This window comes from Actinomadura napierensis, assembly GCF_039529375.1.
GTDB lineage: Bacteria > Actinomycetota > Actinomycetes > Streptosporangiales > Streptosporangiaceae > Spirillospora > Spirillospora napierensis.
Genome location: NZ_BAAAMR010000129.1, coordinates 1 through 25,286, shown reverse-complemented (window position 1 = coordinate 25,286; position 25,286 = coordinate 1). Strand labels below are relative to the sequence as shown.

Below are 25,286 nucleotides of genomic sequence, written 5' to 3'. Positions count from 1 at the left end.
CCGCCGGGCGCCCCCCGCGCGGCGCCCCGGCGCCGGTCGCCTCCGCGATCCGGTCGGCGATCGAGGACGCGGCGCCGGCCAGCTCGGCCGCCTCCCGCCCCGTCGCGGCGCGCCGGTCGGCCAGCCACTTCTCGACCTGCGTGAACACCTCGGTCGCGAACAGCCGCTCCAGGACCCTGCGGCGCTCGTCCGCGCCCGCGCGCAGAAACCCCGCGAACTCGCCCTGCGGCAGCAGCGCGACCTGGCAGAACTGCGCGGCGTTCATCCCGAGCAGCCGGGAGATCAGGTCGCCGGCCTCGTCCAGCCGCGTGGTGAGCCCCGTCCAGCCGCCGTGCTCGAACTCCTCCAGGACCACCTTGGCGTGCTCGGTCGTGGTACCGGACCCGCGCAGCTTCGGCCGCTCCCACGCCGGCGAGCGCGTGACGCGCAGCCGGCGGCCCCGGACCGTCGTCTCCAGCACCACGCGCGGCCCCGCGCCGGGCGCCGCGTGGTCGCTGCGCAGCCCCTTGACCGCGTTGCGCACCCCCGGCACCTGCCCGTACAGCGCGAAGCACACCGCGTCGAGGATGCTCGTCTTACCGGCGCCCGTCCGGCCCTGGATGAGGAACAGCCCGGCGTCCGACAGCGTGTCGAAGTCGATCGTCTCCGTCCCGGAGAAGGGCCCGAACGCGGTGACCTCCAGGCGGTGCAGCCTCACGCCAGGGCCTCCTTGCGGCGGCAGTGCTCGAACGCCTCGTGCAGCAGGGCGCGTTCGGCCCCGGTCGCGGGACCGTCGGTGACCTCCGCGACGAAGTCGCCGGCGATGTCGAGCTCCGAGCGCTCGCGGACCCGCTCGGTCCAGGTGCGGGCGTTGTCGGTGCCGCCGCCCTCGGGGTCGAAGCCGAGCACGAGCGTGTGCGGGAAGCGGCGGCGCAACCGCTCCATCGCGGAGGACGGGCGGCGCTCGTCGGTCAGCGTGATCTGCAGCCAGCGGTCCTCGTACTTCTCGAACCGCGAGCCGGTCAGCAGGTCGTCGATCCGGCCGCGGACGCGGGCGACGCGACGCGGGACCGGCGCCTCCACGAACTCCGCCGCGACGCCGTCCTCGCGCAGGTCGACGAGCCACGACCCCTTGACGTGGCGCTCCTCGGAGAACGAGTACGCCAGCGGCGAGCCGGAGTAGCGGACGCGGTCGGTGATGGCCCAGCGGCCGTGCAGATGGCCGAGCGCCGCGTAGTCGACGCCGTCGAACACCGACGCCGACACCTGCGCCGAGCCGCCGACCGAGATGTCGCGCTCGCTCTCGCTGCTCTCCCCGCCGGTCACGAACGCGTGCGCGAGCACCACCGAGCGCAGGCCCGGACGCTCCGCCGCGTCCGCGCGGACCCGGCGCATCGCCTCCGTCAGCGCGGCGGCGTGGCTGCGCTCGTCCAGCTCCCACGGGTGCCGGACGAGCTCGGGCTCCAGGTAGGGGATGCCGTAGATCGCCGCGTCGCCGATGACGACGGGCTCACCGACGCGGGCGAAGTCGGTGCGGACATGCACGCCCGACGCGTCCATCAGCGCGGACCCGAAACCGAGCCGGCGCGCCGAGTCGTGGTTGCCGGCGATCAGCACGACCCGGGTCAGGGCGGCGAGCCGGGCCAGGGTCTCGTCGCACAGCTTCACCGCGTCGACGCCGGGCAGCGCCCGGTCGTAGACGTCACCGGAGACCAGCACGCACTCGACCCGCTGCTCGCGGACGGTCGCGACGAGGTCGTCGGCGAACGCCGCCTGCGCGGTCAGCAGGTCCTCGCGGTGGAACGATCTGCCGAGATGCCAGTCGGAGGTGTGCAGGATTCGCATGTCGCAGCAACCATAGGCGTCCCCTCCGACACATCCCGCGCAGAAACGCCGTGTTGTTTCAATCCCGGCCCAGGGGACTCGCCTAGCGGTTCGGGCGTGGGGTGGGTCGGGGGTTCGTAGCGGGTCCTAGGCTGGGCGGGTGAGTGATCGTCCTTACGTGCTGCTGAGCTGCGCGATGTCGGTGGACGGGTACATCGACGACGCGGCGCCGGAGCGGTTGCGGCTGTCCAGCGCGGCGGACTTCGACCGGGTCGACACGGTGCGGGCCGGCTGCGACGCCATCCTGGTCGGCGCCGGGACCGTGCGGGCCGACGACCCGAGGCTGCTGATCCGCTCGCCGGCGCGGCGGGAGCGGCGGGCCGCGCGCGGGCTGCCGCCCGACCTCACCAAGGTGACGCTGACCTGGAGCGGCGACCTGGACCCGGGCGCGCGGTTCTTCACCACGGGCGAGTCGCCGAAGCTGGTGTACGCGCCGTCCGGCACGGCCGCGGAGCTGGCGGGGCGGCTGGACGGGGCGGGCGAGGTCGTCGACGCCGGCGAGCCGCTGGAGCTTGCGACCGTGCTGGCCGACCTGTCGGCGCGGGGCATGCGGCGGCTGATGGTGGAGGGCGGCGGCGCGGTCCACACGCTGTTCCTGACGTCGGGACTGGTCGACGAGCTGCAGCTGGTCGTGGCGCCGTTCTTCATCGGCGATCCTTCGGCGCCGCGGTTCGTCCGGCCCGGGGTGTTCCCGCAGTCGCCGGAGCGTCCGATGCGGCTGGCGGAGATCACCCGGATCGGCGATCTGGCGCTGCTGCGCTACCTGGCGGGGGGCGGGCGTGGCTGACGCGATCATGGACGACGCGGGCTGGCTGGCGCTGGCGTGCGACCTGGCGACGCTGTGCCCGCCGTCGGCGACGGCGTTCTCGGTGGGCGCGGTGATCGTCGACGCGGACGGCCGGGAGATCGCGCGCGGCCACTCGCGGGAGGCCGACCCGCACGACCACGCGGAGGAGGCGGCCATCGCCAAGAGCGGCGGGGTGCTGCGCGGCGCGACCGTCTACAGCTCGCTGGAGCCGTGCGGGAACCGGGCGTCGCGGCCCCGGCCGTGCGCCGAGCTGATCGTCGCGTCGGGCGCGCGGCGGGTGGTGTTCGCCTGGCGGGAGCCGTCGCTGTTCGTGGCGGGCACGGGCGCGGAGATCCTCGCGGCGGCGGGCGTGGAGCTGGTCGAACTGCCGGAGCTGGCGGGTGCGGCGCGGGAGCCGAACACCCATCTGCTCGCCGGATGAGACTCTAGTCTCATTTCCCTTGCCAACCCCCCGGAACCGCATGCCATGCTGAGCCAAGCAAGCATTCGGTCACGGGTGCGCTCCGGACGCTCCGCGGACCCCCCGGCAGGAGGCACTTCAGCATGCGCGAGCACGATCGGCTCTTCATCGGCGGCGAGTGGACGGCACCGGCCGGCACCGGCACCATCGACGTCATCTCCCCGCACACCGAGGAGGTGATCGGCCGGGTGCCCGACGGCACCGAGGCCGACATGGACGCGGCGGTCGCCGCCGCGCGGCGCGCCTTCGACGAGGGCCCCTGGCCGCGGATGACCCCGGCAGAGCGCGCCGAGAAGGTCGGGAAGCTGTCGGCGATCTACGCCGAACGCCAGCAGGAGATGGCCGACCTCGTCACCGCGGAGATGGGCTCGCCGATCCTGTTCTCGGTGTTCGGGCAAGCCGCGATCCCGCAGATGGTGCTGCAGTACTACGTCGACCTCGCCGGCACCTACGCCTGGGAGGACGAGCGGCCCGGCATGCTCGGCCCGGTCACCGTCACCCGCGAGCCGGTCGGCGTGGTCGCCGCGATCGTCCCGTGGAACGTGCCGCAGTTCACGCTGATGCTCAAGCTCGCGCCCGCGCTGATCGCCGGCTGCACCGTCGTCGCCAAGCCGTCCCCCGAGACGCCGCTCGACAGCTACCTGCTGGCCGAGTGGATCAAGGAGGCGGGCATCCCGGCCGGTGTCGTCAACATCGTCCCGGCGGGCCGCGAGGCCGGCGCCTACCTGGTCGCCCACCCCGGCGTCGACAAGGTGTCCTTCACCGGCTCCACCGCCGCCGGACGGAAGATCGGCGCGGTCTGCGGCGAGCAGCTCAAGCGGGTCACCCTCGAACTCGGCGGCAAGTCCGCCGCGATCGTGCTGGACGACGCCGACCTCGCGTCCACCATCGAGGGCTTCAAGATGGCGTCGCTGATGAACAACGGCGAGGCGTGCGCCGCCCAGACCCGGATCCTGGCGTCCCGCCGCCGCTACGACGAGGTCGCCGACGCCCTGGCGACCATGGTCGGCGGCCTGACGGTCGGCGACCCGTCCGACTACTCCAGCGAGATCGGCCCGCTGGTCGCCCGGCGCCAGCAGGAGCGCGTGGAGAACTACATCCGGATCGGCCAGGACGAGGGCGCCAAGGTGATCACCGGCGGCCTCGACCGGCCGCACGACCGCGGCTGGTACGTCGCCCCGACCGTGTTCGGCGACGTCCGCAACGACATGCGGATCGCCCGTGAGGAGATCTTCGGCCCGGTGCTCGTCCTGATCCCCTACGAGGACGAGGAGGACGCCGTCCGGATCGCCAACGACAGCGACTACGGCCTCGGCGGCTCCGTCTGGACCGGCGACGTCGACCACGGCGTCGAGGTCGCCCGCCGCATCCGCACCGGCAGCTGCGGCGTGAACCTCTACAGCCTCGACCCGAACACCCCGTTCGGCGGGTTCAAGAACAGCGGCCTGGGCCGCGAGCTCGGGCCCGAGGGACTGAACGCCTACCTGGAGCACAAGTCCATCCCGCGTCCCTCCTGACGCCCCCCGGACCGCGTGCCGTCCCGTGAGCGCCTGCACGGGACGGCACGCGACGTCTCAGCCCCGTCCACCGATCGGCTGATGCGGCGGATCAGCCGCTCCACCGCCGGTCGGTCGATGTGCGCGCGAGCCCCGCTCCGCGAGCCTTGAGGTCGTAGCGAGACGACCTGAGGAGCACGCGTTGGCGATCATCGAGGTGGACGGCCTCACCAAGCGGTACGGCGGCCGCGCCGCCCTGGACGGGGTGTCGTTCTCCGTCGAGGAGGGCGAGATCTTCGGCATCCTCGGCCCGAACGGGGCCGGGAAGACCACCGCGGTCGAGTGCCTGGAGGGCCTGCGCCGGCCCGACGGCGGCACCGCCCGCGTCCTCGGCCTGGACCCGCGGGCCGACGGCCGGAGACTGCACGAGCTGATCGGCGTCCAGCTCCAGCAGACGGGCCTGCCCGGATCGATCAGGGTCCGGGAGGCGCTGGAGCTGTACGCCTCCTTCTACTCCTCCCCGCGCGACCCCGGCGAGCTGCTCGCCGAGTGGAGCCTGGAGGACAAGCGGAACGCCCGCGTCCGCAGGCTGTCCGGCGGGCAGGCGCAGCGCCTGTACATCGCGCTCGCCCTCGTCGGCGCGCCCCGCGTCGCGTTCCTCGACGAGCTGACCACCGGCCTGGACCCGCAGGCCCGCCGCGCCACCTGGGAGCTGATCCGCCGGATCCGCGAGAGCGGCGTCACCGTCGTGCTGATCAGCCACTTCATGGACGAGGCGGAGGAGCTGTGCGACCGGCTCGCCGTCCTCGACGGCGGCCGGATCGTCGCCACCGGCACCCCCGGGCGGCTCATCGAGGAGGCCACCGGAGGCGGCGGCCGGATGCGGTTCCGCCCCGTCGACGAGCTGGACCTCGCGCTGCTGGCCGGCCTGCCCGGCGTCACCGACGTCCGGCGGTCCGGCGCGCACGTGACCGTCACCGGCCACGGCGACTTCGCCACCGCCGTCACCTCCGCGCTCGCCCGCAACCACGTCGTGGTCGCCGAGCTGCGCATCGACCAGCGCACCCTCGACGACGCCTACCTCGCCCTGACCGGCGGGCCGTCCGCCCGCGACTGAAGGAGCCGCAGCCATGTTCAGCAAGATCCTCGCCGTCGAGTTCCGGATGCGGATGCGCGAGGTGCTCACCCCGCTGTTCGCCGTCGCGCTCCCGCTCGCGCTGCTGTTCGGGTTCGGGCTGATGCCGGACGCCGACCAGCCCTCCAAGGACCTCGGCGGGGAGACCACCACCGAGTACATGGCCGTCCTCGGCACCGGCATCGCGTTCGCGATCCTCAGCCTCATCATGCTGCCGGGCGTGCTGTCGGACTACCGCGAGCGCGGCGTGCTGCGCCGGATGCGCGCCACCCCCGTCCGGCCGTCCGCGCTCCTCACCGCCCAGCTGGTGATCAACGCGGGCGCCGCGGCGGTGACCGCCGCGATCATGATCGTGGTCGGCGCGGCGGCGTTCGGCACCCCCGTCCCGCGCGGCTTCGGCTGGTTCCTGCTCGCCGCCGTCCTGTGCCTGCTGGCGCTGCTCGCGGTCGGCTCGCTCGTCAGCGCCGTCGTGCCGAACGGGCGCGCCGGCAACGCGGTCGGAGCCCTGCTGTTCTTCCCCAGCATGTTCCTCGCGGGCGTGTACATCCCCTACGACCAGATGCCGCACACCCTGCAGCGGATCTGCGACTTCACCCCGCTCGGCGCCGGCATCAGGACGATGCGGGACGCCTGGATGGGCCATACCCCGCACCCCTACCAGCTGGTGATAATGGCGGTGTACGCGGTGGTCGCCACGGGGGCCGCCGCCCGGCTCTTCCGGTGGGAGTGACGTGCGGGATCACCAGTCCGGGTTCGACCTCTGGGAACGACGCGAGCAGTCGGTCCTGCGGATCGTCCCGTACGTCTCGCTGGCTCTGGCGACGGCGCTGTCCCTGCTGTCCGACCACGGGTCGGCCGGCAGGGTCGCCCTGCAGCTGGGGCTGTCCGCGGCGACGGCCGGGTGGATCGCCTGGATGGCGACCCTGCACCCGCAGTGGCCGGACCGGCCCCGCGTCCCCGCGGGCGTCTACTACCCCGTCCTGATCTGCCTGCTCGGCACGCTGATCTCGCTGAACCCGATGTACGGCTTCGCGATCATCACCGGGTACGTGCACGCGTTCTACCTGCGCCCGCGCGTGCGGTTCGTCGGCGTGTTCGTCTGCGCCGCGCTCGCCGCGCTGGCCCAGATGGGCGGCCCGGGGGGCGTCGACGGCGGGTCCTGGCCCCTCTACCTGCTGATCTTCGCCGTGAACGCGCTGATGTCGGGGGGCATCTGCCTGTTCGCCTGGCGCGGCGACGAGGAGACCCAGCAGCGCAAGGCGATCATCAACGAGCTGGCCGAGGCGAACGCGCGGCTGGAGTCGGCGCTGGAGGAGAACGCCGGGCTGCACGCCCAGCTCCTCGCGCAGGCCCGCGAGGCCGGCGTGCACGACGAGCGGCAGCGGATGGCCGGCGAGATCCACGACACCATCGCGCAGGGCCTGGCCGGCGTCGTCACCCAGCTGCAGGCCGCCGAGCAGGCCCGCGCCCGGGACGCCGACTGGAAGCGCCACCTGGACATCGCCCAGCAGATGGCCCGCGAGAGCCTCGCCGAGGCGCGCCGGTCCGTCCAGGCGCTGCGGCCCCAGCCGCTGGAGGACTCCGCGCTGCCCGACGCGCTCGCCGACGTCGCGAGCCGCTGGACGGCCCTGCACGGCGTCCCCGCCGAGGTCAGCACGACCGGTACGGTACGGATCATGCACCCGGAGGTGGAGGGCACCCTCCTGCGCACCGCCCAGGAGGCGCTGGCGAACGTCGCCAAGCACGCCAAGGCGTCCCGCGTCGCGCTGACCCTGTCGTACATGGGCGACCTGATCACCCTGGACGTCCGCGACGACGGCGCCGGGTTCGCCCCCGACCAGGTCGCGCCGACCGCCGCCGGCGGCTACGGCCTCACCGCGATGCGCCGCCGCGTCGCCCGCGTCGCCGGAACGCTGGCGATCGAGTCCGAACCGGGCGCGGGCACCGCGATCTCCGCGAGCGTGCCGGCCGTCCCGGTGGGAGACCCCGCGTGACCGGCCCGGTGATCAGGCTGCTCATCGCCGACGACCACCCCGTGGTGCGCGACGGGCTGCGCGGCATGTTCACCGGCGAGCCCGGCTTCGAGGTGCTCGCCGAGGCCGCCGACGGCGCCGAGGCGGTCCGGCTCGCCGAGACGCTCCGTCCCGACGTGGTGCTGATGGACCTGCGGATGCCCGGCACCGACGGCGTCACCGCGATCACCCGGATGGCCGAGCGCGGCCTGCCCGCCCGGGTGCTGGTGCTGACCACCTACGACACCGACAGCGACGTGCTCCCCGCGATCGAGGCCGGGGCGACCGGCTACCTCCTCAAGGACGCCCTGCAGGACGAACTGTTCCGCGCCGTCCGCGCCGCCGCCCGCGGCGAGTCCGTCCTGTCCCCGTCGGTGGCCGCCCGTCTGATGAGCCGGATGCGAACCGCCGCCCGCCCGGCCCCGCCCCGCGACGAGGAGCCGCTCAGCCCGCGCGAGCTGGAGGTCCTCGGCCTGGTCGCGCGCGGCGGCACCAACCGGGAGGCCGCCGCCCGGCTGTTCATCAGCGAGGCCACCGTCAAGACCCACCTCCTGCACATCTACGGCAAGCTCGGCGTCAACGACCGCGCCGCCGCAGTGGCCGCCGCCTTCGACCGAGGCCTCCTACGCCCCAACTCAAAATCCCCCTGACCAACCCCACCGGTCCGTCGCCGCCCCACCGAACAACCCTCGCAGCACCACGGCGCCCCGCCAGCAGACCCCCACAATTCCGTCAACGCCCCACCGCGCAGGCCTCGCAGCGCCATCGGCATCCAGTTGGACGGGCATCGCGGCGCCGTCGGGCGCGGTTCGCGGGTCAGGCGAGCGGTGAGACCGTCCAGCCGTGACGGGCCCGGCAGGCGTGCGCGGCCTCGGTGGACGGCGTGCCGGTCACCAGGACCCGGACGCCGGGCATCGGGACGGCACCGTGATCGAAGGCCAGCGCGCGCAGCTTGGCGGGACTGACGACGACCGCCGTCGCGTCGTACTTGAGGATCGCCTCGAGCAGGTCGCGGGCGCCCGGCTCCGGCACCCCCGCGAAGGCGGCGCCCTGGACGAGGCACAGGTCGATGAGACCGATCCACGTCCGCACCGGCACGTCCGATCCGCAGCAGACCAGGACGTCGTCCTCCCCGAGCGTCACGGCGCCGCCGAGGCGGTAGAGGTCCGCGAGCCGGTCGGCGTGGGTGACATCCTCGCGAGGACGGGCGAGGCGCAGGGCGGCGTCGCGCAGCGGATCGGGCGGCGGCGGCTCGCCGAATCCGGCGCCCGTCTCCAGCAGCCGGCCGAACGGGGTCGCGCCTGGAACGTCCCCGAACGCGAAGGCCTGCCGCACATAGGACGCGTCCGCCGCCGCGAGCGACCGCACGGCGGTCTCCCTATCCGTCAGCAGGAAGCGCGCACCCACCTCGGTCATCATCACTGCGAGGTCCTCGGCGGACGCGCCCGGCGGCAGCGGAGCGGGCACGGCACCGGCCGCGCCCACCGCGTGCACGGCCAGCGCGAGGTCACAGGCGTCGGCGAGGTGGATCGCCCCGACATCGCCGGCGCGCACCCCGTGCCACCGCAACCCTCGCGCCGCCGCCGGCACGGCCTCCGCGAACCACGCGCGGCGCAGTTCCCGCCCGCGGTCGACGACCGCCGTCCGGCCTCCGTCGGCCTGCATCGCAGCCAGCACCGTCTGCGTCACCGTCGCTTCGGTGACGCCGACCGCACCGGTCTCTCCGTCCAGCATGCGGCGACCGTACGCCGCACCCTCCCCCGGCCACATCCAAAGAACTGTGTAGACACATATGTAGCCCGCCCCGCCCAACGCACTACACACCCACCGCCGACAACCCCCGAACACACTGGACGGGGCCCCGCCCGCCGGGCTACAGGTCGTCCCTCGGCATGGAATCGAGCCCGTCGCCGATGACCACGGCACCGCGCCCATGGCGGGGCCGCCGGGCGTGGCGGCAGTCGCGGGTCGGCTCGTGGGTTGCGGGGTCAGGGGAGGCGGCCTAGGCCGGCGCGGTCGAGGAGGGTGCGGCGCCGCACGCGACCGCCGGGCTCGCGGGGGATCTCGTCGACGATGTGCACGGCCGCGATCCCGCCGCGTTCGGCGACGTGGGTCTCCAGGTAGGCGAGCAGGTCGGCCTCCGAGGTCTCGTCGGTGACGACGGCGAACCCGTGCGGGGCGAGGCCGAGGTCGTCGTCGGGGACGGGCACGACGGCGGCGTCGGACACCGCCGGATGCGCGGCGAGCACCGCGCCGGGCTCGGCGAGCGGCTCGGAAGGGCCGCGCCCCACCCGGCCCAGGACGAACACCCGGCCGTGGTCGTCGGCGAACGCCGAGTCGCCGGTCGGCAGCCAGCGGGCGGGGACGGCGGCGGTCCGCGCCACCGGCAGCCGTATGCACAGCTCACCCGGCTGGTAGGACGGCTGGACGCCGCCGGTCCTCGGATGGACCACGCGCCACACCACGCCGGGCAGCCCGCGCCCGACGGAGTCCAGGGTGCCCTCCTCGGCCGCGCGCAGGTTGAGGTGGGTGATGCCGGCCGCCTCGGCGAGCCCGTACGCCTGCCGGACGGGGCAGCCGAACCGGGCCGCGGCGGCGCGGGCGTCCTCGGCGGCGAGCGGCCCGCCCGCGGCGACCACGGCGCGCAGCGTCCCCAGGTCGTAGCGGGCCACCGCGCGGTCGCGGCCGAGCGCCTCCAGCAGCGCGGGCGGCGGGACCGCCACGGTCGCGCGCCACCGTTGCAGCGAACGCAGCAGGTCGTGACGGCCGCCGCCGGTGACGGCGACGACCGTGGCGCCGAGCCGGAGCGCGGGGTTCAGAACCCCGTTCAGGCCGAGGACGCCGCTGAGCGGCAGCGCGGTCAGTACGGTGTCGGCAGAGCCGATCATGCCGGCCTCGGCGACCCGGACCAGCCCGGCGACGACCTCGGCATGGGTGAGCCGGACCGTCCGGACCGGCCCGGGCGGGCCGCCGGTGCAGGCGACGAGCGCGGGGGCTCGGGACGGGTCGAGGCGGACCGCCGCGGGCGGCCCGGTGAGCAGCGCCGCGAACGGCTCGGTGCCGGGTTCCGCGCCGAAGCAGAACAGCCGCCGGTCCGGCGCGCGGACGTCGCCGGCGAGCCCCGGCCAGGTGATCGCCGCCCGGACTCCCCCGTCCTCCAGCAGCCGCGCGACCTCGGCTGCCGGACGGCCGCCCACCGGGAACGGGACGGCACCCGCGGCGGTGACCGCGTGCAAGGCCAGGGCGAACTCGGGTCCGCCCGGCAGATGCAGCCCCACCACGTCCCCCGGCCGCACCCCCTCGCGGACGAGCCCGGACGCGGCGGCCCCCACCCGCGCGGCCAGCTCCCCGTACGACAGCGAACGCCCCGACGACGCGTCCGCCACCGCGGGACGGGCGGCCTTGGCGGGATCGGAGCCGGCGCCGCCGAACACGACCCGGGTCACCGTCGCACCGGGAAACGCGGCGGCCGCGTCCACACCGTTGGAGATCATGCGCCGACGCTATGTTGGACGCGGTGTCCAGCACATGCACCGGACTACGCAGGCGGAGTCGTATTCACCCTCCCCTGAGGTGTGTACACACCCTCATTCCTCTGGGGGAAGGCTGTCGACGACCCACGCGGCGATCTGCGCACGCGACGAGAACCCGAGCTTGGTGAGGATGTTCGTGACGTGCCGCGCCACGGTCGCCGGACTGATCACCAGCTCGTCCGCGATCCCGCGATTGGTCAGCCCCCGCGCCACCAGCCGCGCGACCTCCCGCTCCCGCCCCGTCAACGTGCTCGGCGGCGTGAGCGGCCGGGCCACGCCGCCCGCGCCCATGTCCCTTGCGGGCCGCACCGGCTCCGCGACCTCCGCCGCATGAGCTCCCACTTCGCCCCTGCCGACGTCTCGCCCCCTTGGACCGGGCACAGACCGTCTGGTGCCGTCCTCGGCAGACCGGGCGTCCCGCTCGGTCTCCGTCAGCGCACCCGAAGAACTCGCTCCCTCCCCACCGCGGAAGGGCCGGGACCACGTGTCCCCTTCACCGGTCTCCCGGCTACCGCCGCCGGGCCAACGCTCAACCCGGCGACCGGCGGACGGCGCCCGGTACCCCGCCTCGGCACCAGACTCACCGCGAGCGCTCGCCACACCTTCGTCCTCACCCACCGGCGTACCGCCATCCCGCTCGGACCAGGCCGAACCTTCGTTCCACGGCTGCCCAGCCCCCGAACCCGATCCGACCGAATCCGTGGCGCTCCCATCCCCGGTCACCGGCACGTACCTCTCTGGCTCAGGCCAGGACGTTTCCCCCACCCGAGGGCGTCCCACTCCGGAAGCAGAGGCGGGCGTCCCCGGCCCGGCCGCGGCCACCTCCCCAGACGACGAGACACGCGCGTCCCCCTCCGACTGAGGCGAACTCTCCTCAAGACGGGGGCCGCACAGGCCGGAAGGCGCAGCGGGCGCCCCCTGCCGGGCCGAGGCCGCATCCCCCGCGCTCGACGAGACATGCGCGTCTTGCTCCGAGCGGGGTGAACTGTGCTCAAGGCGGGAGGCGCCCGCGCCGGGAGCTGAGGCGGACAATCCCGGCGCCGCCGAGGTCACTTCCTCCTCGGACGAGGAGACACCTGCGTCTTCGTCCGAGCGAGGCGGGCTCTGCTCAAGACGGGAGGCTCCCGCGCCGGAGGCAGCGATGGGCGGCCCCTGCCCGGCTGCGGCCGCCTCGGCCGCGTTCGATGGGACACCGGCGTCTTGCTCGGACCGGGGCGAGCCATGGTCAAGGTGGGGGGTGCTCATGGCGGGAGCACGGGCGGGGGTCTTCGGCCTGGCCGTTGCCGGCTCCCCGGCAGGCGGTGAGGGGTGGGCGGAGTGGGGCGGGCTGTGTTCGGGACGGTTTGTATGGGGGGCGGGGTGGGTTGGTGTGGGCCTTTGGGTGGGCGGCGGGGTTTGCTCGGGGTGGGTCGGGTCGGGGACGGCGGTCGGTGGTTCGACGGGGCGGCGGGAAGCCGGGCGGTTTCCGGTGTGGAAGGCGTAGTCGACGGCGTCGTCGGGGGGCATCGCGCGGCCTTCGCCCCAGAACTGGGCGACGAGGGGCTCGCCGAGCCGGCGGCGGATCGGTTCGAGCATGCGCTCGCGGCGGGCGGCGGCGCCGGGCAGCCGGCCGGTGGCCTCGCGGAGCGCGGACGCCGCGCCGGCGAGCGTCACCGCCGCGCGCGCGTCGCCCTCGAAGGCCACCAGCTCGGCGAAGGCCTCGAGGGCGCGGGCGACGTCGAGGCGGATGCCCGACGAGCGGCTCAGGGACAGGCTCCGCGACAGCGCCTCCCGCGCGGACGCCGCGTCCCGCTGTTCCAGCGCGACGCGGCCGATGCCGGCGAGCGCGCGCGCCATCTCCGGGCGCGCCCCGATCTCCGCCAGGATCGGCAGGACCTCGGCGTAGTGGCCGCGGGCGGCGGCGGGGTCGCCGCGGAGCTCCGCCAGCCGGCCGAGGCCGATGATGGCGTGCGCGGCGCCCCAGAGCTGCCCGATCCCCCGCATCAGCGTCGCGCCCGCGTCCAGGTGCTCGCGCGCCTCGCGGAGTCGGCCGCGGCGGATCAGCAGGTAGCCGCGGGTGATCCGCGCATACGCGCGGGCCCACTCATGGCCGGGTCCGGCGGCGATCGCGTCGGCCTCGTCCAGGCGCTGCGCCGCGTCCTCGAACCGGCCTGCGCGGGCCAGCGACTCGGCCAGCGTGACCAGGGCGGACGCGGTCATGACGGCGTTTCCGGCGGTTCGGCAGAGCGCGAGCGCCTCCTGCGCGTACCGGGCCGCCTGTGCGGCGTCGCGCCCGCCGGCGGCCAGTTGCGCGCGGCCCGCCAGCGCCGCGCCCAGTGTGCGCGCGCCGGTGCCGTGGGAGCGGGCGAGGAACCGGTCCGTCCATTCGGCCCATTCGGCGACGCGTCCCCGGACGATCCAGAAGGTGCGCAGCGCGGTGCACAGCCGCAGGCCCTTGTCGATGTCACCGCGGTCGAGCGAGAAGGTGAGCGCCGCCTGGACGTTGCCCAGTTCCGCGTCGTACCGGCGGAACAGCGCCACCCGGTCCGCCCATGCTCCGGGCACCTCCGCCACGGCGAGCCTGCCGTCCTCTTCCGCGGCTTCCAGCACGGTGTCGCGGTGCCGTAGCCGGAACGTCTCTTCCTCGCCCGCTTCGGCGAGGCGCTCGGCCGCGTACTCGCGGATGCTGTCGAGCTGCCGGAACCGGACCTGCCCCGCCATCTCCCCCACGACGGTCACCAGCGACTTGTCGACCAGGGCGGTCAGCAGGTCCAGGACGTCCTCGGCGGGGAGCGCCGCGTCGGCGCAGACGTGCTCGGCCGCCTCGAGGGTCCAGCCCGCGAAGACCGAAAGCCGGCGGAGGAGGATCCGTTCTCGTTCGCCGAGCAGGTCGTGGCTCCAGTCGATCGCCGCGCGCAGAGTCCGCTGCCGGGGCGGCGCGGTCCGGTCGCCGGCGCTGAGCAGCCGGAACCGGTCGGCGAGCCGGCCGGCGATCTGCTCCACCGACAGCACCCGGACGCGCGCCGCCGCCAGCTCCAGCGCCAGCGGCATCCCGTCCAGCGCCCGCGTGACGTCCTCGACGCCGCTGGTCACGTCGAATCCGGGACGGGCCGCGCGGGCGCGGTCGGTGAACAGCCGCACCGCCTCGTGCGGCTCCAGCGGCGGCACCCGCCACACGTTCTCGCCCGCCATCCGCAGCGGCTCGCGGCTGGTCGCCAGCACGCGCATCCGCGGGCAGCGCGCCAGCAGCAGGCCGGTGAGCTCCGCGCACTCCTCGACGACGTGCTCGCAGTTGTCCAGGACGATCAGCACCGACGGCCCGCGCAGCGCGTCGGCGAGCGTCTCGGCCGTCCGGCGGCCGTCCTCCTCCGCCACGTCGAGCACCGCCGCGACGCGCCGCGCGACCGGTTCGGGCGTGCCGTCGGGGCGGACGCCGGCCAGGTCCACGAACCAGACGCCGTCGGGATGGGCGTCGAGCATCGTCCGCGCGACGTGCAGGGCCAGCCGCGTCTTGCCGATGCCGCCCGCGCCGCACAGCGTGACCGCCCGCATGCCCTCCAGGAGGCGGCGCAGGTCGGCCGCGTCGCGCTCGCGGCCGACGAAGGCGTTGGGTTCGGCGGGGAGGTTCGTCCTCAGGAGAGGGTTCGGCCCGGTGGGAGAGTTCGGCCCCGTGGGAGGGTTCGGCTCGGTCATGCCTCTCCTGCCATGTCCGAAGAGTCCGGCCCGGTGGGTTCCGTGCCCTGGTGCGGCGCGCGGCCCGCGACGTCCGGGTCGCTCTGTGAGTGTGTCATCGCCGTGCGTGTGCCGTCTGCGGTTTCGCGGTGCCGGTTTCGCGGGCGTTCCCGCCGCCGATTCCACCCTGGGCGCCGCGGGGCCGTACCGTAGTGCGCCGTGTCGACCACCTCCGAGAACGCGGCCGCCAGCCTCGACGACGTGCTGGTCGGCGAGGCCGTGCTGGGCGTGTACCGGCAGATGTTCGCGGCGCTGGCCCGCGACAGCGGCGCCGTGGTGGACGACCCCGAGCTGGTGGACGTCGCCGAGACGCTGCTCGCCGCGTTCGCCGACGCCGGCGAGGACGGGCTGAGCCGCGAGCAGATGCGGTACGTGTGCCGCCGCTACCCGGCGGAGGTGTTCGAGAACCGGCTGCGGGTGCTGAAGGGGCTCGGCGCCGTCCGGGAGGTGTTCCCGAAGCCGAACCAGCTGCGCTACCGGGCCTCGTTCACCAGCGTGGTCGGGCTGATGTTCGTCCGCCGCATGATGCTGGACGGCGGGCAGAGCGAGATGCACCGGCTCCTCGCGCTGGAGCAGCTCAACGTCGCCGACCCGCGGATGACGCCGGAGCAGGCCCGCGACGGCGCGGACGGCCTGGCCCGCGCGTTCCGGCTGTGGAGCGTCGAGCTCGTCACCCTCACCAACGGGACGATCGAGGAGCTGCGCGAGCAGGCCCCGAAGCTGTGGGGCACGGAGGAGATCCTGCTGCGCGCCGAGCGGCTGCACGGCGCGATCCTGCGGCGGTGGCCGCAGCTCGACCGCACGTGCACCGACCTGCGCGCCGCCATCTACGCCTACGGCGACGCGTCCCGGCGCGCGGCCGCCCGCCTGTCGGACTCGGCCGGCACGACCCGCAACCTCACCCTCCTTCCGCCGGAGACGTGGCGGACCTTCGCCCGCACCGCCGGCCGCGAGGAGCTGGCGGCGGTCCTGGACGGTTTCGTGTTCGACGCCGCCGCCCCCTGGCACGAGCCGTCCGCCGTGGTGACCGCCGTGGAGGACGGGCCCCGTGCGACGCCTCCGCGCCCGGCGCCGCCGCGCCCGTCCGTGCCCGACAGGGGCCTGTCGTCCGACACCGGCTCCGACGTCACGACGATGGAACGGCTCCGCGCCATGGCCGAGGAGGTGCTGCGCGGTCGCGACCGGGTCGCCGTGCAGGACGTCCTCGCGCAGGACTGGGTGACCGCCCGGCGCACCCTGGCCGACCTGTCCTCGGCGCATCTGCACCCCGAGCTGCCCTACCGGCTCGTCTGGTCGGACGGGCTGGACGTCCGCCCGGAGGGTGCGCCCACCTGGGTGTCGCCCGGCTGGTTCGAGAGGACGTGACCGTGGACCCGCAGGTACTCGCGCGGGCGCGGGCCCGCGTGCTCGGCGCCCCGTCGGTCGCCGCGGCCGATCCCGTTCCGTCCGGAACGGCCGCGGCCACGGACGGCGACCGCGTGTGGCTGCTGCCGGTCTGGCCGGACGGCGCCACGCCCGCCCTCCTGGAGGAGTACCAGACCGCGCCGATGCCGCTGGACCGCGCGGGTCAGGCGCGCCGCGTCCTGGCGGCGGCGCTGCGCTGCTGCTGGACCCGGCTGGACGACGCGCCGTGGCCGGGAGCGCCGTCCACGGTCGCGGCCGTCCTGGACGTCTACGCGGGCATGTCGCGAGGCGACGCCGATCTCGCGCGCCGCTGGGCCACCGGGGAGCTGCGCCGCCTGGCCGAGACCGGGTGGCTTCTCCTGGACGAGGGCACCGGCGAGGGGGGCGGCACCGTGCGTCCCGGCCCTCGGGTCTCGCTGTGGGCCGAGCAGAGCCTGTCGTCCCTGCGCACCCTGATGCACCGCCTTCCCGAACCCCCGCGCCCGGAACCGGCGGCGGGCCCGGCCGAGCCGGAGAGGGAACATGCGTCATCCGCACCTCCTGTGGTGTTCAGATCACCCTTCGTGAACGAGGCTGCCGCACCTCCGGCATCAATGGCGGAAAAATCTTCATCTGTGGATAACCCGCCGCGCGCGGCGGGCGGCGACGAGGCGCGCGGCGGCGAGGAACACGGCGAGGACGGCCCCGGGGAGCGGCGGTGAGCGAGCTGTTCGAGGGGCTGCTGCGCGGCTATGACGAGCGGCGGCGGGCGGAGCTGGTCGCGGCGTACATGGCGGTGGAGCACGCGGCGGAGCCGGTGCCGGAGGTGCGGTTCCCGGCGCTGCGGGAGCCGGCGTTGCGGCGGACGGTCGGGGAGATGCTCGCGCTGAGCGGCCGGACGCTGGTCCGGTCGGAGCAGACGTCGTGGATCTCCGGCTACCGGGACGACGTCGCGGCCGAGCTGGCGAAGGACGAGGACTGCGTGCCGCCCGTCCAGGAGCGGGCGGTGCTGACGCTGGTGCTGATCCATTCGGTGGCGATCCCGCGGGCGGCGGGGCAGCTGGAGGACGACTCCTGGCTGTCGACGTATCCGACGCCGGTGGACGAGCTGAGGCGGCGGACGCAGCTGCCCGTCGGGGAGCTGGACGCGGCGCTGCGGCGGCTGCGGCTGGCCGGGCTGGTGTCGCAGGTCAAGGCGGGCGCGGACCCGGCCGACCCCGCGCAGGCCGGCGGGTTCGTGCCGGGGCCGCAGTTCCACCGGCTGACCCCGGCGGCGCGCAGGCGGCTGCAGGAGGAGCTGATCCTGGCCGCCGGGCCGGACTCGCCGCTCGCGGCGGCGATCCGGGCGCGGCGGCGGGGCCGGGAACGCGAGCAGGGGGAGAGCGAATGACGGCCGTGCTGGAACCGCTGGTGCCGGGGCCCGCCCGGGACGCGGAGAACATCGTCGGCGACCGGACGCTCGTGGCGGTGCAGGCGGTGAACATCTCGCGGCTGTCGACGCATCCGGTGCCGACCGTGCCGGGGACGCTGATCGTGGTGGCGGGGCAGGGCCCGAAGGACTCCAACGGCGCCGGCAAGTCGTCTTTCATCGCGGCGATCACGGCGCTGCTGGGCGACGAGCAGTGGCGGTTCGCGTCGGGCGCGCGCGCGGTGGCGGAGCTGCTGTTCAACGCGGAGCTGGCGGCGCAGGGCGACAGCCAGTGGGCGAGCGCCGACCACGGGTACATCGTCGGCGTCTTCGACTACGCCGAGCCCGTCGAGGCCGACGGCGAGACCGAAGACGAGACCGCGGTGACGGTGTGGCTGCGGGTGAACGTGGACGCGCCTCACCTGGAGATCCGCTGGCAGGAGGGCGTGTACCTGGCGTCGGCGCCGTCGGAGGCCGGGCGGGTCGCTCTCGCCGACCGGCTGTGGGCGAGCCTGCCGCGCAGCGCGGGCCGCCGGGACCTGGTGGCGAAGGACCTGGGCCGCGTCCTGTACGGCGGGCAGGTGCGGTGCGTGTCGTTCCTGTCGACGTCGGTGCGGTCGAAGGTCGCGACGAACCTGCTGTCGCAGCCGCTGAACGAGATCAGCCCGGAGCGGATCTTCAGCGCGATCGCGGCGCTGACCGGGCTGGACCGGGAGCTGGAGGCCGAGCGCAAGTCGCGCGCGGAGGAGCACCGGGAGCGCGGCAAGGCGGCGGAGGCGTCCGAGCGGCTGGCGGAGTGGGAGCGCGAGGCGGCGGCGATGCTGAAGACCTTCGACCGGCGCGACCGCGCGCGCGAGGAGGTCGCGGCGGCGATGCGGCACTGGCGGACGCGGCACGCGCGGCTGCTGGCGGACGCCGCCGAGGCCGACGCCGCGCACGCCGCCGAGCAGGAGGCGCTGCGCGCCGAGGCCGAGGAGCTGGCCGCGGCGGCGAAGGCGGCGGAGCGGGAGATCGAGCAGCTCACGGGCGGTGCGCTGGACGCGCAGCTCGGCGAGGCGGGCGCGGCGCTGGCCGAGCTGAAGGGGCAGGCGGACAAGCTCGGCGCGGACAAGGCGGTCGCCCGCAACCGGCTGGAGGAGCTGCGCCGGCAGGTGTCGGCGTTGGAGGAGCGGCGGCGGGAGGCCGACGGCCGGGACGGCGCCACCGCGAAGGCGGAGCTGGCGGAGGCGGAGGCGCGCCGGGACGAGGCGCAGCAGGAGTTCGGGATGGCGCGCGGCGCGGTCGCGCGGGCGGAGCGGTCGCTGGCGGAGGCCGAGGCGGGCGAGAGCAGCGCGCCCGCGCAGATCCGGGCGCTCGCCGGCGCGGGGATCGCGGCGGTTGGCCTGCTGGACGCGGTCGAGCTGGCGGAGGACGTCCGGGAGCGGTGGGAGGCGGCGCTGTGGCCGTACCGGGAGGCCGTCGTGGTCGGGACGGCCGACCTGGACGCGGCGGTCGGCGCGCTGAAGGGCCTGCCCGGCTCGATGATCGTCCCGGCGGACGGGGAGCTGGACCCGGGCGGTGAGGCCGCGGCGGGTCATCCCGAGGGCGTGCGGTGCGCGCTGCCGCTGGCGCGCTTCTTCGGCTCCTTCGTCGGCGACGCGAAGGGCGTGGTCGTCGTCGGCGGTTTCCCCGAGCCGGTGACCGGGCGGGTGGCGCGCGTGCAGGCGGCGCGCGCCGCGCTGGAGGCGGCGAAGGAGGCGCTGGAGAACGCGCGGCAGGCGACGTCCGATGCGGCCGCCGACGTGGCGCGGGCGGGGCGGCGGCTCACGGGCGCGCGTGCGGCCGACGAGCTGGACGCCGTCCACGCGCGGATGGCGGAGCTGCGCGCGCAGCTGGAGGAGCTGGCGAGCAGCGAGTCGAAGCTGGGGCCGCGCCTCGGATCGGCGGAGCAGGCCGTCCGGCGGCTCCAGGCGAAGGCGGACACGCGCGCGCTGGAGGTGGACCGGCTGCGCGGCCGCAAGGAGGCGCACGACCGGGAGCGCGACCAGGTGCGGCGCAAGAGCTCGGAGCTGGCCGACAAGCGGGCGGCGCTCGGGCTGGAGGAGCTGGAGAAGGAGTGGGGCGGGTCCCGGGAGGGCGCCGCCGAGTGGCTGTCCGGTCTCGACGACGACGAGGCGACGTGGACGCCGGCCGAGTGGTGGCACACGGCCGAGAAGCACCTGTCGGAGGCGATGCGGCGCGTGTTCCCGGACGGCCCGTCCGATGAGGACATGCCGGAGGAGACGCGGTTCCTGCTGCGGGAGCGCGCCGAGGGCGAAGGCCGCCGCACCGACCGCGAGCAGGCGACGTTCCCGCGCCTGGCGAAGTCGCTGGAGAGTTATCTGCGGCGGCAGGAGGACTACGAGAAGCATCAGCGGCGGCAGATCGAGGTGCAGCAGTCCGGGCGCCGCGCCGACCTGGAGAAGGCGCGCAAGGGCGCGATGGAGGCGGCGGGCGCCGCGGAGGCGCACCGGACGGCGCTGACCGCCGCGATCCGCGCGCGCCTCCAACGGGTGTCGGAGGAGTTCGAGAAGCTGGACGTGACCTACGGCGGCTACGGCGCGACGCTGGACTTCCCGACTCCGGAGCAACCGGGCGATCCGGAGCAGGAGTGGCGCTGGCGGGTGACGCCGAAGTGGCGGCGTTCGGACGGTCAGCGCTACGTCCCGTACAACCGGCGTGCCAACACCGCGCTGATGGACGAGAAGGCGGTCAAGCTGGTGTGCGCGGCGGCGCTGGCCAGTTCCGGCGGCGGGCGGCTCTGCCTGGTGCTGGACGAGCTGGGCCGCAACCTCGGCAAGGAGCACCGCAAGGAGGCCGTCGCGCTGTTCCGCAAGATCGGTGAGACGCACGGCATCACGGTGATCGGCGCGCTTCAGGACGACATGGAGCCGTATGCGATCGACGCGTGCGGGCAGTACGTGAAGCTGCGCCGCTCGTCCGACACGATGCCGTACAACGAGCCGCCCGTGGTCGTCGGCTACGACGAGCACGAGCCGCGCGTCCGGAAGCTGGCGGAGGCGATCACCCGGGCCCGGGCGGAGCCGGAGATGCCCGGCGAAGCACCGTAATTGGTGTGAAGCCGGTCGGCGGATCCGGCAGGATGCCCGCCATGCGCGCTGACGAGCTCCTGGCCGAAGTCGAACCGCTGCCGTTCGGGGAGCGCTGCCGCCGGCTGGCGGATCTGCGCGCCGAGGCCGGCACGCCGGAGCTCGCGGCGCTGATCGACGAGCTGGCGGGGCGCGGTCACTACGAGCGGTCGCTGGCGCTGTTCGTCGCGGCGGCCGTGCGGGACGGGGCGTCGCTGGCGCACATCGCCCGCGCCACCGGCGACCCTGACGCGGAGCTGGCGTGCGCGGCGATCCGGCTGGCGGTCCGCTACGGGAACGGTCCGGAGCCGTTCCTCGCCAGGCTCGGCGACGCGCCGGCGGCGATCCGGGCGGCGATCTACGAGGCGGTCCGCAAGTGGTGGCGCACGGACCTGGCGGACGCGCTCGTGGGACCGGTCACCGACCGCTGGGGCGTGGAAGAGGCCGCCGCGCTGCTGCCCACCTGCAGTACCGAGGTCGTGGCGGAACGGATCGATGCGGTAGCGCGCGCCGTCCCGAACTGGGCGTCCCTAGGCGGCGCCCATCCCGGCATCATGCTCGGCTATGCGGAACGACGGCTCGCGGAGGCAGGGGATTGGCTCCGCGCCGGTTGGTGGGCCCTGCACGGGACCGGTGTGGCGGCGGCGGCGAGCCTTGAACCCGGACGCGTCGTCGGCCTGCTGGAGCGGTACGGGACCGGCCGGGGGCTGCCGCTCGCGCTCGACGCAAAGGCCGGGCTGCTGCTGGACGCCGAGCCGGCCCGCATGCTGCGGCTGCTGACATCCGAGCGTTACCGGGGTTCGCTGCGACGGTTGCTGGCGCGCAGGTCGGTCCGGGACCGGCTGGCGAAGCTGGACGACGACGGCGTGGCACGGGTGGCCCGTTCCGTCCGCGAGGACGGCTCGGCGCTTCGCCTCCTGCTTAAGGCGTTCCCGCCGTCCCGCCGCGAGCACGTGTTCGACGCGGCGATGACCGGTGTGGACCTGTCGGCCGCCGAACTGGACGCGCCGCTCCTCGACGTCCTGCCGCACGCGATCCGGATCCGGGAGGCGCGGCGGATGCTGCGGCTGACCCGGATCGCCGAGACCCCGGCGCGCCACCGGAGCGTCACTGCCTTCCTGCCGTACGAGGAGGCGCTGCCGGTCCTGGAGGCGCTGACCCGCCGTCCGGACGCCGACGACCGCGCCACGGGATACGTGCTGCTCATCGCGTGCGCGGGCCGCAGCCGCGATCCCGGCACGCTGACCGCGACGCTGGAGTCGCTCGTCCGGCTGCGCAACGAGCAGGATCCCGTCCGGTACGCGGCGCTGAACGCCCTCGCGAACGTCCCGGAGGGCCTGCTGCGCACCGAGCACGCGGCGGCGGTCGGGCGGTTCGCCGACGACGCGCTGGCCGCCCGCGACTGCTCGTACATGACCCGGCAGGCGCTCGGCCGGATCGCCGCCGCGTTCTGCCGGCAGGGCGCGATCCGCGACGACGCCGACCTGGTTGTGTTCGGGCTGGACCTCGTCGAGCGCCTCATCGGCCATGCGGGCGCGGTCTATCTCGGACGCCTCGACCGCTCCCTGCGGCACGGCCAGGAGCACCGCCTCGCCGCCACCCTCGCGCCCTACCTGGAGGCGGGCGCGCGCCGCGACGACCACCGGCTCGCGCTGCTGCTCGTGCGGGCGCTGGGCCGCCGGGCGCACCACGTCCGGCCGCTCCAGGACGCGCTGGAGACCGCGCTCGACGCGCGCAGCGACGCCGTCCTGCGGGATGCGGTCGAATTGTGGCTCGCTGCCCCGGGCGCGCGCGCCGAGCGTGTCGAGCGGGTCATCGCCAAGGACGCCTCTGCCGTCGCCGTGCCGGCCGTCCTCGCGACGATCGCCCGCGAGCGCACCGACCTGCTCGGCCTCGTGCTCGGCGGGAGCGCCCCGTCCGGGCGGTTCCAGCGGGCGGACGTCGCCTACGTCCCGCACATGGAACCGTCATGGATGCGCCGTTGGACGTCCCGGCAGCGGGCCGCCTTCCTCGGACTGCTCACCCGCGTGGCCGACGACGAGACGCAGCCCGGCCATGCGCGGGAGGGCGCGGTCCGGGCCATCGCCACCGTCCCCGGCGTGGACGCGGCGCGGCTGCGTCCCTACCTCGCCTCCGAGGACGACGGGCTCTGCCGGGCGGCGCTGACCGCGGTGCCATGGACGGCGTCCCCGCAGGCCGTGCTGCCGGACCTGCTCGCGCACGCCGCCACCGACCACGCGCACGTCGCGATGTACGCGATGACCCGCGCCGCCCGGTTCGTCCGGCCTTCGACGCTGGCGGCGACGCTCGGCCCGGCCCTGCGGGAGGGGAAGATCACCGCGCGCAAGGAGGCGCTGCGCATCGTGCTGCGCAACCGGGTCCCGGACGCCCTCGCCCTGGTCGCCGCCGCATGGGACGACCCCGGCCAGCACCGGGACGTCCGTGCAGCGATCGTCTCGGCGGTCCGCCCCTACCTGGCCGAGGAGGCCGCGCGGCGGATCCTCGCCGAGGCGGCGGACGGCCCGCGCGACCTCGCCCGCCAGGTGCTCGGCGCACCGCCGCTGAGCGTCGAGGAGCGCTTCCGCGGCTTCTACGCCTCGCTGGTCCTGCGGGTGGCCCGCTCCGACGACGCCGAGGCCCGCGATGCCGCGATCCCGAACGTCCCGCCGTGGGCGCCGTGGGCACCGGACGCCCCGTCCGTACTGGCCGATCTCGTCACCGACCTCGGCGCGGCGCACGGCTGGCGGCCGGCCCTCGACGCGCTGGTCCGCTGCGTCGTCGACGGGTTCGGCGCGCCGGAGCTCGGCACGGCCGCCGCCGAGCTGGCCGCCGCACCGGACGAGCCCGACGCCGGCGCCGAACGGGATCTGCCGGCGTTCCAGCGGCTGTCGGCGCTGGTCGGCGCCGTGCGGGACGCGGCGAGCCGCGACCGCGACACCGCCGCGCGCGCCATCGCCGCCCTCGATGGCCGCCTCCCCGGCCATCTCGCCGGGGAGCTGGCCGCCGCGACGTTCCGCTGGGACGAGCCCGGCGCGGCCGTCGCCCTCGACGCGCTGGCGGACCGCTGCACCGGCGGCGTCCTGGCCGCCCGGCAGGTCGCCGAGGCCCTCGTCCCCTGGAGGGACGACGACTGGGACGACGATTTCGCGGAGTACATCGGTGTGCCGGACGGCGCCCCGGACCCCGAGGACGTGCTCCCGCACGCGGAACGCCTCGCGGCACGCGGCGACCTCGCCGGCGGCCTGTTCGCCGCGGCGCTCACCGGCGGCCACGCGCCGCGCGCCGGCTGGCCCGACGCGTGGCGCGCCGTGCTCCGCGCCCTGCGCGCCCATCCGGAGGCCGACGTCGCGTTCACCGCGAAGGGCATCCTCACCGCACGGGAATGACCAACCTTCCACCGGTCCCCCGCGTCACATGGGTGGATCGATCAGAACGAACCTGAGGAGCGCCCGGTGACGCAGTGGCGGGTTTCCGGATTCGAAGAGGTGCGCGAGCTCGGCCGCGGCGCGCAGGGCCGGGTGGCGCTGGCCCGGCACGGCGGGACCGGCGCGCCCGTCGCGATCAAGTACCTGCCGGCCGACGCCCATCCCGGCGCCAAGGACGCCTTCCGCAACGAGGCCCGGATGCTCGGCCGGGTCGACGACCCGCACGTGGCGCGGCTCTACCGGCTCGTGGAGCACGAGGACGGCACCGCACTGATCATGGAGGCGGTCGAGGGCGTCTCGCTGAAGCGGGTCCTGGCCGAGCACGGCGCGCTCGGCCCGGAGGCGTCGCTGCTGGTCCTGAAGGGGTCGCTGCGCGGGCTGGCCGCCGCGCACGCCGCCGGGGTCGTCCACCGCGACTACAAGCCCGCCAACGTCGTCGTCCGCGCGGACGGCCTCAGCAAGCTCATCGACTTCGGCATCGCCGTGTGGACGGGCGAGGGCGACCGGTCGGGCACCCCCACCTACATGGCGCCCGAGCAGTGGCGCGGCGAACCCGCCACCCCGGCCACCGACGTCTACGCCGCCACCTGCGTCTTCTACGAATGCGTGACCGGTGAGCGGCCCTACAGCGCGGACGACCGGATGGCGTTGATGGGCAAGCACGCCACCGCGCCCGTCCCGGCGGAGAAGGTCCCGGAGCCGCTGCGCGCGCTGGTGCTCCAGGGGATGGCGAAGGACGCCGCCTACCGCCCGCCGGGCGCCGCGCATTTCGTGGGCGAACTCGACCGCATCGCCGTCCAGGCCTACGGCCCGGACTGGGAGCAGCGCGCCGTCCGCGCCCTGGCCATGGCCGCCGCCGCGTTCGCCGCGCTGTTCCCCCTCGCCGCCGCGGGCCTGGTCGCCGGCGGCGCGGGCGCGCCGGGCGCCGGAGCCGGGGCGGCCGGC

18 protein-coding genes are annotated in these 25,286 nt (G+C 75.2%); 13 read left to right on the top strand and 5 right to left on the bottom strand.

Annotated features, from left to right (window positions below; all coding sequences use genetic code 11):
• The coding region (locus ABD296_RS42400) for an SMC family ATPase (protein WP_344281651.1) at positions 1-697 on the bottom strand (697 nt) is incomplete at its 3' end.
• A complete protein-coding gene (locus ABD296_RS42395; protein WP_344281648.1) occupies positions 694-1,824 on the bottom strand; it encodes an exonuclease SbcCD subunit D in 1,131 nt (376 codons plus the stop codon). The genes ABD296_RS42400 and ABD296_RS42395, both read right to left, overlap by 4 nt.
• 139 nt (positions 1,825-1,963) lie before the next feature.
• On the opposite strand from ABD296_RS42395, the gene ABD296_RS42390 reads away from it, so the two are divergent.
• The 7 genes from ABD296_RS42390 (at position 1,964) to ABD296_RS42360 (ending at position 8,424) form a co-directional block, all read left to right on the top strand.
• Positions 1,964-2,650 (top strand): RibD family protein, encoded by a 687-nt coding sequence (locus tag ABD296_RS42390; RefSeq protein WP_344281645.1) that lies wholly within the window; start codon positions 1,964-1,966, stop codon positions 2,648-2,650.
• Positions 2,651-2,657: 7 nt separating this feature from the next.
• Positions 2,658-3,092 carry a deaminase gene (locus tag ABD296_RS42385; RefSeq protein ID WP_344281654.1) on the top strand — a complete coding sequence of 145 codons (435 nt, stop codon included), beginning with the start codon at positions 2,658-2,660 and terminating at the stop codon, positions 3,090-3,092.
• 122 nt (positions 3,093-3,214) lie between these two features.
• Positions 3,215-4,648: an aldehyde dehydrogenase gene (locus tag ABD296_RS42380; protein WP_344281642.1), complete on the top strand. Its 1,434-nt coding sequence runs from the start codon at positions 3,215-3,217 to the stop codon at positions 4,646-4,648.
• Positions 4,649-4,829: 181 nt separating this feature from the next.
• Positions 4,830-5,744, top strand: a complete 915-nt coding sequence (locus ABD296_RS42375) for an ABC transporter ATP-binding protein (protein ID WP_344281639.1) — start codon at positions 4,830-4,832, stop codon at positions 5,742-5,744.
• A 13-nt stretch (positions 5,745-5,757) separates the two neighbouring features.
• The gene (locus ABD296_RS42370; RefSeq protein ID WP_344281636.1) at positions 5,758-6,492 is read left to right on the top strand and encodes an ABC transporter permease; all 735 of its coding nucleotides are present in this window, start codon (positions 5,758-5,760) and stop codon (positions 6,490-6,492) included.
• A gap of 1 nt (position 6,493) precedes the next feature.
• The gene (locus ABD296_RS42365) at positions 6,494-7,756 is read left to right on the top strand and encodes a sensor histidine kinase (RefSeq protein WP_344281633.1); all 1,263 of its coding nucleotides are present in this window, start codon (positions 6,494-6,496) and stop codon (positions 7,754-7,756) included.
• Positions 7,753-8,424 carry a response regulator transcription factor gene (locus ABD296_RS42360; protein ID WP_344281630.1) on the top strand — a complete coding sequence of 224 codons (672 nt, stop codon included), beginning with the start codon at positions 7,753-7,755 and terminating at the stop codon, positions 8,422-8,424. Before ABD296_RS42365 ends, ABD296_RS42360 begins: the two co-directional genes overlap by 4 nt.
• Before the next feature lie 166 nt (positions 8,425-8,590).
• On the opposite strand, the gene ABD296_RS42355 is transcribed toward ABD296_RS42360, so the two are convergent.
• From ABD296_RS42355 to ABD296_RS42345, 3 genes are all read right to left on the bottom strand, one after another.
• Entirely contained in the window at positions 8,591-9,508 is a 918-nt protein-coding gene (locus tag ABD296_RS42355; RefSeq protein WP_344281627.1) for an AMP-binding protein, read from the bottom strand.
• Between the two features lie 254 nt (positions 9,509-9,762).
• Positions 9,763-11,268 carry an AMP-binding protein gene (locus tag ABD296_RS42350; RefSeq protein ID WP_344281624.1) on the bottom strand — a complete coding sequence of 502 codons (1,506 nt, stop codon included), beginning with the start codon at positions 11,266-11,268 and terminating at the stop codon, positions 9,763-9,765.
• 93 nt (positions 11,269-11,361) lie between these two features.
• The gene (locus ABD296_RS42345) at positions 11,362-14,979 is read right to left on the bottom strand and encodes a LuxR C-terminal-related transcriptional regulator (protein WP_344281621.1); all 3,618 of its coding nucleotides are present in this window, start codon (positions 14,977-14,979) and stop codon (positions 11,362-11,364) included.
• A gap of 198 nt (positions 14,980-15,177) precedes the next feature.
• Between ABD296_RS42345 and ABD296_RS42340 the strand changes: the two genes are divergently transcribed.
• The 6 genes from ABD296_RS42340 to ABD296_RS42315 all read left to right on the top strand — a co-directional run.
• The gene (locus tag ABD296_RS42340) at positions 15,178-16,383 is read left to right on the top strand and encodes a hypothetical protein (protein WP_344281618.1); all 1,206 of its coding nucleotides are present in this window, start codon (positions 15,178-15,180) and stop codon (positions 16,381-16,383) included.
• A gap of 2 nt (positions 16,384-16,385) precedes the next feature.
• Positions 16,386-17,123 (top strand): hypothetical protein, encoded by a 738-nt coding sequence (locus ABD296_RS42335; protein WP_344281615.1) that lies wholly within the window; start codon positions 16,386-16,388, stop codon positions 17,121-17,123.
• A complete protein-coding gene (locus ABD296_RS42330; RefSeq protein WP_344281613.1) occupies positions 17,120-17,791 on the top strand; it encodes a DprA-like winged helix domain-containing protein in 672 nt (223 codons plus the stop codon). Before ABD296_RS42335 ends, ABD296_RS42330 begins: the two co-directional genes overlap by 4 nt.
• Complete coding sequence (locus tag ABD296_RS42325; protein ID WP_344281610.1) at positions 17,788-20,898, top strand: coiled-coil domain-containing protein; 3,111 nt, start codon at positions 17,788-17,790, stop codon at positions 20,896-20,898. Before ABD296_RS42330 ends, ABD296_RS42325 begins: the two co-directional genes overlap by 4 nt.
• Before the next feature lie 41 nt (positions 20,899-20,939).
• The gene (locus tag ABD296_RS42320; RefSeq protein ID WP_344281608.1) at positions 20,940-24,302 is read left to right on the top strand and encodes a hypothetical protein; all 3,363 of its coding nucleotides are present in this window, start codon (positions 20,940-20,942) and stop codon (positions 24,300-24,302) included.
• A gap of 66 nt (positions 24,303-24,368) precedes the next feature.
• A partial coding sequence (locus ABD296_RS42315) for a serine/threonine-protein kinase (RefSeq protein ID WP_344281605.1) occupies positions 24,369-25,286 on the top strand: 918 nt, incomplete at its 3' end.

Coding starts and splice junctions, on each gene's coding strand:
- ABD296_RS42395 (WP_344281648.1), bottom strand. CDS start 1,824: ATGCGAATCCTGCACACCTCCGACTGGCATCTCGGCAGATCGTTCCAC.
- ABD296_RS42385 (WP_344281654.1), top strand. CDS start 2,658: ATGGACGACGCGGGCTGGCTGGCGCTGGCGTGCGACCTGGCGACGCTG.
- ABD296_RS42345 (WP_344281621.1), bottom strand. CDS start 14,979: ATGACCGAGCCGAACCCTCCCACGGGGCCGAACTCTCCCACCGGGCCG.
- ABD296_RS42355 (WP_344281627.1), bottom strand. CDS start 9,508: ATGCTGGACGGAGAGACCGGTGCGGTCGGCGTCACCGAAGCGACGGTG.
- ABD296_RS42320 (WP_344281608.1), top strand. CDS start 20,940: ATGCGCGCTGACGAGCTCCTGGCCGAAGTCGAACCGCTGCCGTTCGGG.
- ABD296_RS42325 (WP_344281610.1), top strand. CDS start 17,788: ATGACGGCCGTGCTGGAACCGCTGGTGCCGGGGCCCGCCCGGGACGCG.
- ABD296_RS42350 (WP_344281624.1), bottom strand. CDS start 11,268: ATGATCTCCAACGGTGTGGACGCGGCCGCCGCGTTTCCCGGTGCGACG.
- ABD296_RS42380 (WP_344281642.1), top strand. CDS start 3,215: ATGCGCGAGCACGATCGGCTCTTCATCGGCGGCGAGTGGACGGCACCG.
- ABD296_RS42370 (WP_344281636.1), top strand. CDS start 5,758: ATGTTCAGCAAGATCCTCGCCGTCGAGTTCCGGATGCGGATGCGCGAG.